Origin of the sequence: Nocardiopsis sp. NPDC006832, assembly GCF_040635885.1 — a bacterium.
Classification (GTDB): Bacteria; Actinomycetota; Actinomycetes; order Streptosporangiales; family Streptosporangiaceae; genus Nocardiopsis.
Window position 1 is genome coordinate 67530 of record NZ_JBEYLC010000007.1, and the last position, 12937, is coordinate 80466.

Consider the following 12937-nt stretch of genomic DNA (forward strand, 5'->3'; position numbering starts at 1 on the left):
GCGTCTTCGGACGTCCGCCCCCGCTCGTTTCGTGCTCACCCGGCCGTCGTCATCGTGCGTTCGTCGACCGAAAAAAATCTTCCTGCATTTTAAACTCCGGTCGCGTTAACCCCCTACTCAAAGGGCGCAAGGGCTCGCAGAGTATGAAGAGGTCTTCGGGAGGGAAGAACCGAAGGGACCCTGGTCCCGATCCCTGACATTCTGGAATTACCAGGGCGTGTTCACTCAAGACCCACCCCTGTACACGCTTCACTGCGATTGCTAGGTTCACGTTATGACCCAACCGCGGGAACTCCGCGTCATCGAGCAGAAAAAGCTCCTGGTCAGTGTCCGCAAAGCCGCCCAAATACTCGATGTATCAGAGCGCGTGGTATATGACCTCTGCTACAGCGAAGAACTGGAGTCGGTGAAGATCGGACCCAAGAAATGGATTCGTAGAATCACGTGCGAATCACTCAACAAGTACGTCGACAACGCCGTACGCGAATCCCGAATCGACCACGAGCACGGATCACAGACACCGTTGAAAGGTGGTGCCCCGTGAATACACTACCCACAGCCGAAAGAATTCCGGCCCTTCCCAGGCGCGAACCGACCCGACCGATCGAGCCCTCGGTCTCCGGACCCCGCAGACTGACCGCGTGCGCTCGCGACGTGGCCGCCCTGATCGAGGCGGACCCCGGGCTGTGGCCGGCCCTGACCACGTGTGTCACCGACACCAACGGGCTGACCACCGTCCACTACGCCGCCGTGCACGGCGGTGGTCTGGCCTCCTCACTGTTCGGCCCCGACGGGGTCGTCTCCCGCTGGCGCGCCCGCCTGCACGCGCCCACCGAGGCCAGGCGCGAACGCTCCCAGGGCCGCGAACGTGTGGTGACCCTGCGCGGCCACCACTCCGGATACGCCGTCACGGTGCTCTTCACCGTCCTTTCCGGCACCCGCGCCCCCGACGGGGACACCCCCGAACAGGAGTCCGAGAGGTGACCACTCCCCCATCCTCGTCCCGTCTGCTGTACGTGGACGTCAACACCACTCCTTGGCCGCTCAACCACCACGCCTACGTGCACGCGTGCGCCGAACGGTTGCGCAAGGAGGTCGACCACGCCCCGCGGGTCCACTTCCCCGAGAGCCACCTGCAACGGAGCGACACCCGCGGAGCGCTGGTGCGTCTGGACGGACCCGACCACGACGACGTCCTGCTGACCTGGGACGAACAGCGCGGCTGGGCCCGGCTGGAACAGTCCGTCCGTCGTCCCTTGGTCCTTGGCGCCGAGCCCCTACTGGAACCGGAGGCCTTCGCCCACGCCGTCACCGCCCTGCTGAGGCCGGGGACCCGACAGCTGGTGATGGTCCTGGATCGTTCCCGCCTGTTCGCCCATCCGGTGGACGTGGTCTTCGAACGCCGACTGGCGGCCTACCGGGATCTGTAACCCTCCCGGGAGAGTCCTCCTTCGAAACGGGAGGGAAGGAGGACCCCACACCCGTCAGCGGACCCTGTGGGCCAGCACCACAGCGTCGGTCATGGTCACCTCGGTGCCGTCACCACGGCGGCGTGTGCGCGACCGCGGCTCCGCCGCCAGCACCCGCCACCGGTCGGTTCCCAGTACCGCCGTCACCTCCTCAGGCGCCACGTGGGCGCGCCCGTGGCCGGCGTGCGGGGCGTGCCCGTGGGCGTCGGAGGGGTCGTGGCCCACGATGAGCAGCCGCCCCCGCGGCGCGACCCGGTCGGCCAGGTGTTCCACCAGCTTCACGAAGGGCCCCTCGGGGTGGGCGTAGTGGCTGGTGACCAGGTCGAACCCGCTCAGGTGCGGGTCGAGTGCGCCGGCGTCGGCCCGCACCCACCGGATGCGCGCGGCGGCCTCGGCGTCGACCCTGCCCACCGATGCCCGGGCCCGATCCAGCGCGTTGGCGGAGATGTCCACCGCGGTGACCTCCCAGCCGTGCCGGGCCAGCCACAGACTGTCGGCGCCCAGCCCCGCGCCGACCTCCAACACCCGACCCGGATCCAGGTCGCCGGCGGCGGCCACCAGTTGCGGGTTGGGCTCACCCGGCCCGTCCTGCCCGTGCTCACCGTGGCCGTGGCCGTCCCGGTAGCGTTCTTCCCAGAACTCCCGGTCGAAGTCGTTCCCCATGTGCGTCCCCCCGTCGTCGTTGCTCACAGTCGGTGCCCCTGGCCCACACGCGCGGCCACCTCACGCTCGGCCTCGGCCGAGAAGGGGCGCCGCGCGGCCAGGGCCCGGTCGATCTCGGTGTTGACGAGGTCGGCGTTGATCTGCGCCGCGACAAGGGTGCCGGCCGCCCCGGAGGCCCCCACCTGGGCGGACACGTCGGTGGCGTTGCCCGCCACCCACACCCCGGCCACCTCGGCGCGGCCCATGGCATCCACCGTCAGGTGCTCGCCCACTCCCATGGGGTGGGTCACCGGTGCCAGACCCAGCGGGGCCAGGAAGTCGACCCTGGCCACCATCCGGCCGGCCACGACCAGTGCCCGGCGCTCCACCAGTCCTCCCCCGGCCAGACGTACCCCCGCCAGGGCATCGGCGACCGTCTCCACCCCGGCCACCCGCTCCTCGATCACCTTGATGCCGCGCACGGCCAGCCGCTCGGCCTGTTCGTCCTCCACCGTGGTCCCGTTCGCGAAGAAGAGCACGTCCGCGCTCCACTGGCTGAACATCAGCGCCTGGTGCACCGACATCGGCCCGGTGGCCAGCACTCCGATGGGTTCGTCACGTACCTCCCACCCGTGGCAGTAGGGGCAGTGCAGTACGTCGCGGCCCCAGCGCTCGGCCAGTCCGGGGATGTCGGGCAGTTCGTCGACCAGTCCGGTGGCCACCAGCACCCGGGCCGCTCCCACCGTGCGCCCGTCCTCCAGCGAGGCCACGAACGCGCCCGCCTCGCCCTCGACCGAACGCACCCGCCCCCGCGTGACGTGGGCCCCGTAGGAGCGGGCCTCGGCCCGCCCCCTCTCCAACAGCTCACCCGGGAGCGTGCCCTCCAGGCCCAGCAGACCGTGCACCCCGGCCGCCGGGGCGTTGCGCGGCTCACCCGCGTCCACCACCAGCACCGATCGTCGGGCCCTGGCCAGGGTGAGCGCCCCGCTCAGCCCCGCCGCGCCGCCGCCGATCACCAACACCTCGTAGAAGTCCTCGACCTGATCGTCCACTGTGGACCACCTCCACGGACCACAGTGCGCCCCGCCCCCACCATCCGACAAGCCCTGTTGCCGGTGTGGCAAAATACGGGGATGGACCACGATCTCGATCAGGCTCTGAACTCCGTCGGACCACGCCTGCGCACCCTGCGCACCCAACGCGGCATCACCCTGTCCGACCTGGCCACCACCACCGCCATCTCGGTGAGCACCCTGTCACGGTTGGAGACCGGCGAGCGCAGACCCACCCTCGAACTCCTCCTGCCCCTGGCGCGCGCCTACGGGGTCACCCTCGACGAACTCGTCGACGCACCACCCACCGGCGACCCGCGTATCCACATGCGTTCCACCACCCGAGACGGCATGACGATGATCCCCCTGACCCGCCGCCCCGGCGGCATCCAGGCCTACAAACTCGTCTTTCCACCGGGCACCGACCGCCGCGAACCCGACCCCCGCACCCACGAGGGCTACGAGTGGCTCTACGTCCTCAACGGACGCCTGCGCGTGGTCCTGGGCGAACACGACCTGGTTCTCAAGGCCGGTGAGGCCGCCGAGTTCGACACCCGTGTCCCCCACTGGTTCGGTTCCGCCGACGAGCGCGCGGTGGAGTTCCTCAGCCTCTTCGGAGCACAGGGCGAGAAGGCCCACCTGCGCGCCCGCCCCAAGCAGGGTGATCGACCCGCCTGAAGACCCGTCGACGCCCTCACCCCCGGGACAGCACCCGGCCCAGCCGACGGGCGCCCTCGACGAAACCGCCCGGATCGGGACCGGCGTAGTTGAGCCGAAGGTAGGGTCCGGCCGGCTCGGCCGGAAACCACTCATCGCCCGGCGCCACCAACACCCCCTCCTCCTCGCACCGACGCGCCAGGGCCTTGACGTCGCTCCCCTCGGGCAGTCGCACCCACAGGTTCAACCCGCCCGCCGGCACCGCCTCCACCATCGTGGTGGGGGCGTGCTCGGTCAACGCCGCCACCAACAGGTCCCGACGCTGGGCCAACCGCCGGCGCAACCCCTTCACGTGTGTATGCCAGGCCGGGCGGGTGACCACGTCCAAGGCCACCTGTTGCAGCACACCGGACACGTACATCGACTCGCTCTGGGCCCCGGCCGACACCCGTTCCCGCACCGGCCCACGGGCCACCACCGCCGCCACCCGCACCGCCGGCGACACGCTCTTGGTCAGCGAACGCACGTACACCACGTGCCCGTCGTCCTCACGGGCCGCCACCGGAACGGGGTCGGCGTCGATCCCGAAGTCGTGCGCCCAGTCGTCCTCGATCAGGAACGCCCCGTGCGAGCGCACCACCTCCAGCACCTCCTCGATGGTGCGCGTCGACCACCGGGCACCGGTCGGGTTGGCGAAGGTGGGTTGGGCGTAGAAGGCGCGCGCCCCCGTGGTGGCGAACGCCCGGTCCAACTCCACCGGGTCCGGTCCGTACGCCCCGCTGGGCACCGGCACCGCGGCGATCCCCGATCGCGCCGCCGCGGAGATGGCGCCCCAGTAGGTGGGCGACTCCATCAACACCGGTCTCCCCGGGCCCGCCAAGGAACGGAACACCGTACTCAGCCCGCTCTGGCTGCCGGGGAAGATCACCACGTCCCCGGCCGTGACCGGGCTGAGCGTGCCCGGGGTCGACTCGGCCAGGGCGGCGGCGAACCACTCCTGCAATTCGGCCAGGCCCGCCGCTGGAGGTCGATCCACCACCGCCCCGCCCCGGCCGGCCCGTGCCAGGGCCGAACGCACCAAGGACTCGGGCAGCAGTTCCCGATCCGGATAGCCCGAGTGCAGGGCGATGACGTCGTTGGGGGCGGTGCGAAGCGCCACCGAGGGACGCCGGGCCCTTGGGGAGGCGCCCAGAGCGGCGCTCTGCCAACCGTAGTCACGGGCGCGCACCACCCGAGGAGCGCGCACGAAGGAACCCGCCCCGGGTCGACTCTCCACCAGCCCTTGCGTCACCAGCACGCGCAGCGCCTTCTGCACCGTCACCGGGCTCACCCCGTGGCGGGCCACCAACTCCCGGCTGGTGGGCAGCCTCGCCCCGGGCGCGGCCCCACCGATCCACTCGCGAAGCCACGCCACGATCCGCTCACTGCTATCGTTGGACATGAAGAAACACGATAGCGCTATCGCGCAAGAGGCGCCACCGCTACTCATCTCGCGGGCCGGTCTGGGCTGGGGCCTATTGGGCGTGGCGGCCTTCTCCCTCACCGTCCCCCTGACCCGCCTGGCCGTGGCCGACGGAGGCCTGGCACCCCTGTTCACCGGCACCGGTCGGGCGGTCGTGGCGGCCCTGCTCGCCGCCGGCGCCCTGGTCCTGACCCGACAACGTCTTCCACGCCCTTGGCAGTGGGCCCGACTGGGTCTGGTCGCCGCGGGAATCGTCGTCGGTTTTCCCGTACTGACCTCGCTGGCGCTGACCGGTACCGGCGCCGCGCACAGCGCCGTCGTCATCGGCCTGCTGCCGGCCGCGACCGCCACCGTGGCCGTGCTTCGCACCGGCGAGCGCCCCGGTGCGCGTTTTTGGGCCATGGTCGCCCTGGGAGCCGTGGCCGCGGTCGCCTTCGCCACGCTCACCGGCGCCGCTCCCGGGCCACCCGACCTGTTCGACCTGCTGCTGTTCGGCGCGGTCGTGACCGCAGCCCTCGGGTATGCCGAGGGCGGCCTGCTCGCCCGGGAACTGGGCGCCTGGCAGACCGTGTCCTGGGCGCTGGTCCTCAGCGCCCCGGTGACCCTTCCCCTGACCCTGTGGTCGCTCTCCCAGCATCCGCCCCAGGCCACCGCCGCCCAGTGGGCGGCCTTCGCCTACCTGGCCTTGGTCAGCATGTACCTGGGGTTCTTCGCCTGGTACCGGGGCCTGGCCATCGGCCCCATGGCCCGCGTAAGCCAGGTCCAACTCACCCAACCGGTCATGACCATCACCTGGGCCGCCCTGCTGCTGGGCGAGCCCCTGACCGGGCCCGTCCTGGCCGGTGGCGCGGCCGTGCTGGCCTGCGCCGCCGTGGCGGTGCGGGCACGCCTGGAACCGGGCACGCACGAGCGGGGCCGTACCCACACCGGGTGGCTACGGCCCCGCGGGCGAGCGGCTACGCTCAGGCGGTCTTCGCGGCCAGGTTGACCACGATGTTGCCGCGGGTGGCGCGCGAGTAGGGGCACACCTGGTGGGCGTCCTCGACCAGCTTGTCGGCCTCCTCCTGCGACAGGTTCGGCAGGTTCACGGTCAGGTCGACCACCAGGTCCAGACCCTCGTCCTTGCCCAGGGTGACCTGGGAGTCGATGCTGGATCCGGACACGTCGGCCTTGGTCTGGGCGGCGACCTTCTTCAGGGCACCGTGGAAGCAGGCCGCGTACCCGACGGCGAAGAGCTGCTCGGGGTTGGTGCCCGGGCCGTCGTCGCCGCCCACGCCCTTGGGCACCGACAGGTCCACCGACAGGCGGCCGTCGTCGGTCTTGCCCGAGCCCTTGCGGCCCTCACCGGTGACGGTGGCGCTGGCCGTGTACATCTTCTGGAAAGCCATGACTTGTCCCTTCCTCAGGGGTCGAGCCGCTCGCTCGGCCCCGTTCGCGATGTGGTTCGGTGCCCCGCCTGGGCGGTCACCGAACGGGTGACGTGGTCGAGTAGCGCACGCAGGTCCTCGACCTTGCCCTCGGGCAGGTCGGTGGCGCACAGGACACGAGGGGGAATCCCCTCTGCGCGCTCTCGTAGGCGCTCGCCCTCATCGGTGAGAGCCACGTGGACGATGCGTTCGTCCTCGGGTCCGCGTCTGCGGGTGAGCAGCCCCGCCCCCTCCATCCGACGCAGCAGGGGCGAGAGCGTACCGGTGTCCAGGCTCAACGCCAGCCCCAGTTCCTTGACCGGCAACGTCCCCCGTTCCCACAGCACCAGCATCACCAGGTACTGCGGGTAGGTCAGCTCCAGCTCGGTCAGGATCTCCCGGTAGAGCCCGGTCAGGGCCCGGGAGGCGGTGTAGAGGGCGAAGCACAGCTGGTTGTCCAGAGCGAGGGGGTCCCCCTCCTCGGTGCCGGCCATGTCCCCTCCCCACGATGCGCGTCTCGGCGTTCGTCGGCCACGCTAACAGAATTCGGTTGTGCACAACACTATTGGGCGCGACTATTTTGGTCGGTGTCCTCGCCCGGCCGAGAACGGGCGCCCCGGCGGGGCCCGCACCCCTGGGGGCACGGGCTCCGCCGATCACCTCACAAGAACTCCACGCCCTGGGCCAAGGGCAGCTCACCGCCGTAGTTGACGGTGTTGGTGGCCCGCCTCATGTACGCCTTCCACGAGTCCGAACCCGACTCCCGTCCCCCACCGGTGTCCTTCTCGCCACCGAAGGCCCCACCGATCTCGGCCCCCGAGGTACCGATGTTGACGTTGACGATCCCGCAGTCCGACCCTGCCGCCGACAGGAAACGCTCGGCCTCGGCCTGGTCCTGGGTGAAGATCGCCGAGCTCAACCCCTGCGGCACCCCGTTGTGCAGCTCCACCGCCTCCTCGAAGGTGCGGTAGGACATCACGTACAGGATCGGCGCGAAGGTCTCCTCCCGCACCACCTCGGTCTGGGACGGCATGCGCACCACGGCCGGCTCCACGTAGAAGGCGTCACCGGCCTCCTCCTCCAACCGGCGTCCACCGCCCACCAGCACCCGCCCACCATCGCCCTGGGCCCGCTCCAGCGCCGAGACCATCGCCTTGTGACCGCGCTCGCCCACCAACGGCCCCACCAGGGTCGATTCCTGATAGGGGTCACCGATCCGGTCGCGCAGCTGGGCGTAGGCGTCCACCACCCGCTCACACACCGCCTCCACCACGTCCTCGTGCACGATCAGCCGGCGCAGCGTCGTACACCTTTGACCGGCCGTGCCCGCGGCGGAGAACACGCTGCCGCGCACCACCAGGTCCAGGTCGGCCGAGGGCGCCACCACCGCGGCGTTGTTACCCCCCAGCTCCAACAGGTACCGACCCATCCGAGCCGCCACCTTCGGCGCCACCGCGCGACCCATCGCCGTGGACCCGGTCGCCGACACCAACGCCACCCGGGCGTCCTCCACCAGCACCGAACCCACCTCGGCGCCGCCCAGCACCACCCGGTGCACCCCTTCCGGGGCGCCCACGTCCGCGGCCGCGCGCATCAACAACCCGTGGCAGGCCAACCCCGTCAGCGAGGCCGTCTCCGAGGGCTTCCACACCACCGTGTCACCGCACACCAGGGCCACACAGGTATTCCACGACCACACCGCCACCGGGAAGTTGAAGGCGGTGATCACCCCGACCACCCCCAAGGGGTGCCAGGTCTCCATCAGCCGGTGCCCGGGACGCTCCGAGGGCATGGTGCGCCCGTACAACTGGCGTGACAACCCCACCGCGAAGTCGCAGATGTCGATCATCTCCTGCACCTCGCCCAGCGCCTCGGAGCGGATCTTGCCCGCCTCGATGGTCACCAGCTCGGCCAGGTCCCCCTTGTGTTCGCGCAGCAACTCGCCCAGACGGTGCACCAGTTCTCCGCGCCGGGGCGCGGGGGTGTCACGCCAGGTGGAGGCGAAGGTCTCGGCGGCCTCGGCCACGGCCCGTTCGGCGCTTTGGGGGGTATCGAACTCCACGTCGAACAGGTCCTGCCCGGTGATCGGTGTGCGGGCACTCCCGCTCGCCCCGACCGGCTCGGGCAGATGGGTCACACCGCACCGTTCCAAAGCGGTCCGCGCGCGTTCGGCGAGGACCTGCGTTTCGGGTAGGGAACCGTTGGTCATCAGTTTTGCTCTCTCCGTTGAGAGGGACGACGGACACCTCACACCTTGCCAACTCCGCGCCCCACAAACCAGACCCATCGTCACTCTCGCCCCGCCCCACGGGCCTTCACGGCTTTTTCGTCACCGGTGAACGTTAGACTCGGCGGGCCCATCCCCGACTCGGACAGACCACCCCGTGCACCCTGCCACCACCCTCGAAGAGGACCGCGCCCGCCTGCCCTTCCCCCGCAGGTCGCTGGCCCGGTCCGGATTCGACGCCGCCGATCCTCTCTTCAACGCCGACCTGCGCGACTCCACCACCTACGAACAGGTCCGGGAGGTGGTCACCTCCCACGCCTCCCGCCTGTGGACGGAGGCCACCCGCACCTCCATCAACGGCCCCGTGGACGACCGCCCCCTGTACTGGGCCAGGCTCACCCTCTCGGCGCGCCTACGCGCCTGGAGTCCGTCCTTCGATCTGAGCCCGGACGAGCACGCCGAACTCCTGCGCCTGTGGGAACGCACCTCCCGCGGCATCACCGACCTGGAATTCCCACCGGGAGACCGGTGGGTGCGCGTGGTCGTGACCGGTTTCGACCCCTTCGGACTGGAGGAGGACCTGGAGTGCTCCAACCCCTCCGGGGCCGCCGCCCTGGCCCTGCACGGCTGGACCTTCCCCGTGGGCGAGCGCACCGCGGTGGTGCGCTCGGCGCTGTTCCCGGTGCGTTGGGACGACTTCGCCCACGGCCTGGTGGAGGACGCCCTGGCCACCCGGCACGGTGTCGTCGACGCCGCACTGACCCTGAGCCGTGGTCGCCCCGACCGCTTCGACCTGGAGGTGTTCAACGGCGCCTGGCGCGGAGGGGGCCTGGACAACGTCGGTGTGGGTCGCACCGGGCAGATCCCGCTACCCGAGGGGCCGGGCCCCCAGTGGACGCGTTCGTCCCTGCCGGTGGAGCGCATGGTGGAGGCGGCCTCGGGCCCCTTCACCGTGATGGCCAACACCGAGATCGTCGAGGTGGCGGCGGACGGGGACGAAGAGGTGAGGCGCCCCCAGGGACCGAGCGAGGGCTCTGCCGCCCGGGCCGGAGGCGGCGGGGACTACCTGTCCAACGAGATCGCCTACCGCAACACCGTGTTGCGTGATCGGACCGGCACCGGGGCGCGTTCGGGTCACGTGCACCTGCCGCGGACCACCCGCCCGGACGAGCACGTGCCGATGGTGGAACAGTTGCGCCTGCTCGTGGCCGCGGCGGTGACGGAGTAGAGCCTTCCTTCGGGGCCCGACGCGCCCGGCCGCGTGTCGAGCCCCGAACTTCGCATTCCACCCACGATGGGGCGATTTATTACTCTTTGAAATGGCAAGGTCGCGCTGCGTCCCACCCAGGACCCCCCTCCTTCGATATGGTCCACCCGTGGTTGTCACCTCACTGCAACGAAAAGTCACCGTCTGTAGCGCCCTGGGGCTGCTTCTGCTCCCCGGCTGCCAGGCGGCGGACACGACCGATCCCTACGCCGAAGCCATCGGATTCATCTCCGCCGACCTACCGGACCTGCACACGCGCACCGTGTCCGTGGAAACCGACCACAACACGGTGAGCTACCGGTATCCGGTACTGGGTGAGTCGCACCCGCTTTCGATCCAAGTGCGCACCGCCATGGCCGAACGCCAGACCGCCTTCCTGGAAGAGGCACCCGAGGGGCGCGCCCCCGAGCTGAACCAGGACACCGAACTGTTGGCCGCTTCCGCCGACGTCATCGGCCTACGCCTCAACGTCGTCGACTCCACCGCGCAGGGCCCAGAGTCCTCCACGCTGTGGTACGACGCCCATGGCGGGCAGGTGTTGCCCTGGACCTCCCTGTTCCGTGACGAACAGGCCCTGGCCCAGGCACACGTGAACCTGATCGATGTCCTGCGGGAGGAGTACGAACTGACCGACGAGGAACTGCCCGACCCGCTCGGCGAGGTCGCCGCCTACGCCGAGTCCCTGGCCACCGAACAGCAGGGCCAGGAGAGCCAGACCCAAGAGGAGGAGGGCCGCGACACCAAGGAGCAACCGGCGCCCGCCGACTCCTCCGACCAATCCAAGGACTCCGAGGACGAGGACGGCTCCGACCGTTCCGATGACACCGACGACTCCGACGGGGACGAGCGTGCGGCCCTGCCTCCGGGGGAGGCCGACCTCACCGACCCCGACCAGGCCCAAGAGGTGGCCGATGCCTGGGCTCACTCGCCACTGGCCGACCTGGCCTTCAGCACCGCCGGCGGCCTGGCCGTACGCATGGCCCCCGACCAGGTGCCCGGGTCCGGCAACGACGACGAGGTCCTGGTTCCCATCGAACCCGAGGTGGCCGAGGAGACACTGTCCGAACTGGGCTACCAGGCCCGGGACGCCGCCGTCCACGGCAACGCCTCGACCGAGAGCCTGGACCTGGGGCCCGAGGCCACCACCGAAGGCACCACCTTGGACTGTGCCCAGGCCAAATGTGTGGCCCTGACCTTCGACGACGGCCCCGGTGAGCACACCGAGGCGCTGCTGGACAGCCTGGACGACTACCAGGCCAAGGCCACCTTCTACGTCCTGGGCTCGTTGGTGGGCGAGTTCCCCGACGTGGTCGAGCGCACCGCCGCCGAAGGACACGAGGTCGCCAATCACACCTGGAAGCACGACGATCTGGCCACCATGTCCGACGACGCCATCCGAAAGGACCTACAGCGCACCGACGACGCCATCGAGGAGATCACCGGCGAGGCCCCGGTGACCATGCGCCCGCCCTACGGCTCGCTCAACGCCACCGTGCGCAGCGCCACCGGGCATCCGCTCATCCTGTGGGACGTGGACACCATGGACTGGGAGAGCCGCGACACCAAGGCCGTGTCCAAGCACGCCCTGGACGAGACCCAGGCGGGCAGCGTGGTGCTCTTCCACGACATCCACAAGTCCACCGTGGACGCCATCCCGAAGGTCCTGGCGGGCCTGCACGAGGAGGGCTACCACTTCGTGACGGTCAAGGACCTGTTCGGATTGAACGATATGAAGGCGGGCGAGGTCATCACCGACGCCCGACTGAATTGATCGGGGGTAGAAGGGGCCGGGGCGTGGACGACGCCCCGGCCCCTTCTGCGTGTGCCATCCGGCCCCCGCATCCCCTGGGGCACGGCGCGACCCTCGTTCCATCCCCCTGACGGAGCGAGGAGTCCTTGCTCACTTCGAGGCTCTGAACTGGGCTTACCTTTGCCCCCACCCGAAACTTCGCATACATTTCGACGCGTGAACGTTACCTCTTTGATGCGTAAGGCCGCCGCTGGCGGGGTATTGGCCACCACCGGGCTCTTGACCCTGACCACGCTCCCCGCGGCCGCGGACACCGAACGCCCCCGACCCGACTGCGCCGACGTCAAGTGCGTGGCCCTGACCTTCGACGACGGCCCCGGTGAGCACACCGACGAACTCCTCGACATCCTCGACGAGAACGACGCCAAGGCCACCTTCTACGTCCTGGGCTCCAAACTCGACTCCCACACCGAGGAGGTCGAGCGCATGGTCCGGGAAGACCACGAGGTCGGCAACCACACCTGGGACCACGCCGACCTGGCCACCCTGTCGGCGAGCAAGATCAAGGACGACCTCCAGCGCACCGACAAGGCCATCAAGGACGTCACCGGTCAGACGCCCACCACCATGCGCCCGCCCTACGGCTCCCTCAGCGACACCGCCCGCGAGACCATCGACAAGCCCATGCTCCTGTGGGACGTCGACACCCTGGACTGGCAGCACCGCGACCCCGAGACCACCGTGGACATCGCCGAAGAGGAGACCGACGAGGGCAGCGTCCTGCTCTTCCACGACATCCACGAGACCACCGTCGAGGCCATCCCCGACGTGCTGGAGACCCTCTCCGAGGACGGCTACGAGTTCGTGACCGTCGACGAGATGATGGGCTCCGAGGTCGAGGCCGGCACCGCCTACTCCGACGCCCGTTCCCTGGGTTGACCGGGCGGGGCGGAACCGTGAGGGGTAACGCACCGCGGTCCGAACACGCGGAGGATCGCCCTCGTG

The 12937-nt window shown here is 70.0% G+C and carries 14 protein-coding genes; 8 read left to right on the forward strand and 6 right to left on the reverse strand.

Going from position 1 to position 12937, the window contains the following annotated elements; genetic code table 11:
- The first annotated feature begins 274 nt into the window (after nt 1–274).
- From ABZ717_RS05440 to ABZ717_RS05450, 3 genes are read left to right on the forward strand one after another with little or no spacing between them, the layout of a single operon-like run.
- The gene (locus ABZ717_RS05440) at nt 275–544 is read left to right on the forward strand and encodes a helix-turn-helix domain-containing protein (protein ID WP_358506011.1); all 270 of its coding nucleotides are present in this window, start codon (nt 275–277) and stop codon (nt 542–544) included.
- Nucleotides 541–984, forward strand: a complete 444-nt coding sequence (locus tag ABZ717_RS05445; protein ID WP_358506014.1) for a hypothetical protein — start codon at nt 541–543, stop codon at nt 982–984. Before ABZ717_RS05440 ends, ABZ717_RS05445 begins: the two co-directional genes overlap by 4 nt.
- Nucleotides 981–1430, forward strand: a complete 450-nt coding sequence (locus ABZ717_RS05450) for a DUF6292 family protein (RefSeq protein ID WP_358506017.1) — start codon at nt 981–983, stop codon at nt 1428–1430. Before ABZ717_RS05445 ends, ABZ717_RS05450 begins: the two co-directional genes overlap by 4 nt.
- A 54-nt stretch (nt 1431–1484) precedes the next feature.
- On the opposite strand, the gene ABZ717_RS05455 is transcribed toward ABZ717_RS05450, so the two are convergent.
- Nucleotides 1485–2159, reverse strand: coding sequence for a class I SAM-dependent methyltransferase (locus ABZ717_RS05455; RefSeq protein WP_358506020.1), 675 nt, complete (start codon nt 2157–2159; stop codon nt 1485–1487).
- Entirely contained in the window at nt 2156–3163 is a 1008-nt protein-coding gene (locus tag ABZ717_RS05460) for an NAD(P)/FAD-dependent oxidoreductase (RefSeq protein WP_358506023.1), read from the reverse strand. The genes ABZ717_RS05455 and ABZ717_RS05460 overlap by 4 nt, the downstream gene beginning before the upstream one ends.
- Nucleotides 3164–3244: 81 nt before the next feature.
- Between ABZ717_RS05460 and ABZ717_RS05465 the strand changes: the two genes are divergently transcribed.
- Complete coding sequence (locus tag ABZ717_RS05465) at nt 3245–3841, forward strand: XRE family transcriptional regulator (protein ID WP_358506026.1); 597 nt, start codon at nt 3245–3247, stop codon at nt 3839–3841.
- A gap of 16 nt (nt 3842–3857) precedes the next feature.
- On the opposite strand, the gene ABZ717_RS05470 is transcribed toward ABZ717_RS05465, so the two are convergent.
- Nucleotides 3858–5261 carry a PLP-dependent aminotransferase family protein gene (locus ABZ717_RS05470; protein WP_358506029.1) on the reverse strand — a complete coding sequence of 468 codons (1404 nt, stop codon included), beginning with the start codon at nt 5259–5261 and terminating at the stop codon, nt 3858–3860.
- Between ABZ717_RS05470 and ABZ717_RS05475 the strand changes: the two genes are divergently transcribed.
- On the forward strand, nt 5260–6270 hold the full coding sequence (locus ABZ717_RS05475; RefSeq protein WP_358506032.1) for a DMT family transporter: 1011 nt from the start codon (nt 5260–5262) through the stop codon (nt 6268–6270). The genes ABZ717_RS05470 and ABZ717_RS05475 overlap by 2 nt on opposite strands.
- Here the strand turns inward: ABZ717_RS05475 and ABZ717_RS05480 are convergent.
- The 3 genes from ABZ717_RS05480 to ABZ717_RS05490 form a co-directional block, all read right to left on the reverse strand.
- The gene (locus ABZ717_RS05480) at nt 6245–6670 is read right to left on the reverse strand and encodes an organic hydroperoxide resistance protein (protein WP_358506035.1); all 426 of its coding nucleotides are present in this window, start codon (nt 6668–6670) and stop codon (nt 6245–6247) included. The genes ABZ717_RS05475 and ABZ717_RS05480 overlap by 26 nt on opposite strands.
- A gap of 14 nt (nt 6671–6684) precedes the next feature.
- Nucleotides 6685–7182: a MarR family transcriptional regulator gene (locus ABZ717_RS05485; RefSeq protein ID WP_358506038.1), complete on the reverse strand. Its 498-nt coding sequence runs from the start codon at nt 7180–7182 to the stop codon at nt 6685–6687.
- Between the two features lie 167 nt (nt 7183–7349).
- Complete coding sequence (locus ABZ717_RS05490; RefSeq protein WP_358506041.1) at nt 7350–8897, reverse strand: aldehyde dehydrogenase family protein; 1548 nt, start codon at nt 8895–8897, stop codon at nt 7350–7352.
- A gap of 175 nt (nt 8898–9072) precedes the next feature.
- On the opposite strand from ABZ717_RS05490, the gene ABZ717_RS05495 reads away from it, so the two are divergent.
- The 3 genes from ABZ717_RS05495 (at nt 9073) to ABZ717_RS05505 (ending at nt 12871) form a co-directional block, all read left to right on the forward strand.
- On the forward strand, nt 9073–10143 hold the full coding sequence (locus tag ABZ717_RS05495; RefSeq protein ID WP_358506044.1) for a pyroglutamyl peptidase: 1071 nt from the start codon (nt 9073–9075) through the stop codon (nt 10141–10143).
- Between the two features lie 148 nt (nt 10144–10291).
- Nucleotides 10292–11953, forward strand: coding sequence for a polysaccharide deacetylase family protein (locus ABZ717_RS05500; protein ID WP_358506046.1), 1662 nt, complete (start codon nt 10292–10294; stop codon nt 11951–11953).
- Between the two features lie 195 nt (nt 11954–12148).
- Nucleotides 12149–12871 carry a polysaccharide deacetylase family protein gene (locus ABZ717_RS05505; protein WP_358506049.1) on the forward strand — a complete coding sequence of 241 codons (723 nt, stop codon included), beginning with the start codon at nt 12149–12151 and terminating at the stop codon, nt 12869–12871.
- Nucleotides 12872–12937: the final 66 nt, after the last annotated feature.

Excerpts from the sequence above, each read along its gene's own strand:
- ABZ717_RS05440 (WP_358506011.1), top strand. The coding sequence starts at position 275 with ATGACCCAACCGCGGGAACTCCGCGTCATCGAGCAGAAAAAGCTCCTG.
- ABZ717_RS05465 (WP_358506026.1), top strand. The coding sequence starts at position 3,245 with ATGGACCACGATCTCGATCAGGCTCTGAACTCCGTCGGACCACGCCTG.
- ABZ717_RS05475 (WP_358506032.1), top strand. The coding sequence starts at position 5,260 with ATGAAGAAACACGATAGCGCTATCGCGCAAGAGGCGCCACCGCTACTC.
- ABZ717_RS05470 (WP_358506029.1), bottom strand. The coding sequence starts at position 5,261 with ATGTCCAACGATAGCAGTGAGCGGATCGTGGCGTGGCTTCGCGAGTGG.
- ABZ717_RS05480 (WP_358506035.1), bottom strand. The coding sequence starts at position 6,670 with ATGGCTTTCCAGAAGATGTACACGGCCAGCGCCACCGTCACCGGTGAG.
- ABZ717_RS05485 (WP_358506038.1), bottom strand. The coding sequence starts at position 7,182 with ATGGCCGGCACCGAGGAGGGGGACCCCCTCGCTCTGGACAACCAGCTG.
- ABZ717_RS05490 (WP_358506041.1), bottom strand. The coding sequence starts at position 8,897 with ATGACCAACGGTTCCCTACCCGAAACGCAGGTCCTCGCCGAACGCGCG.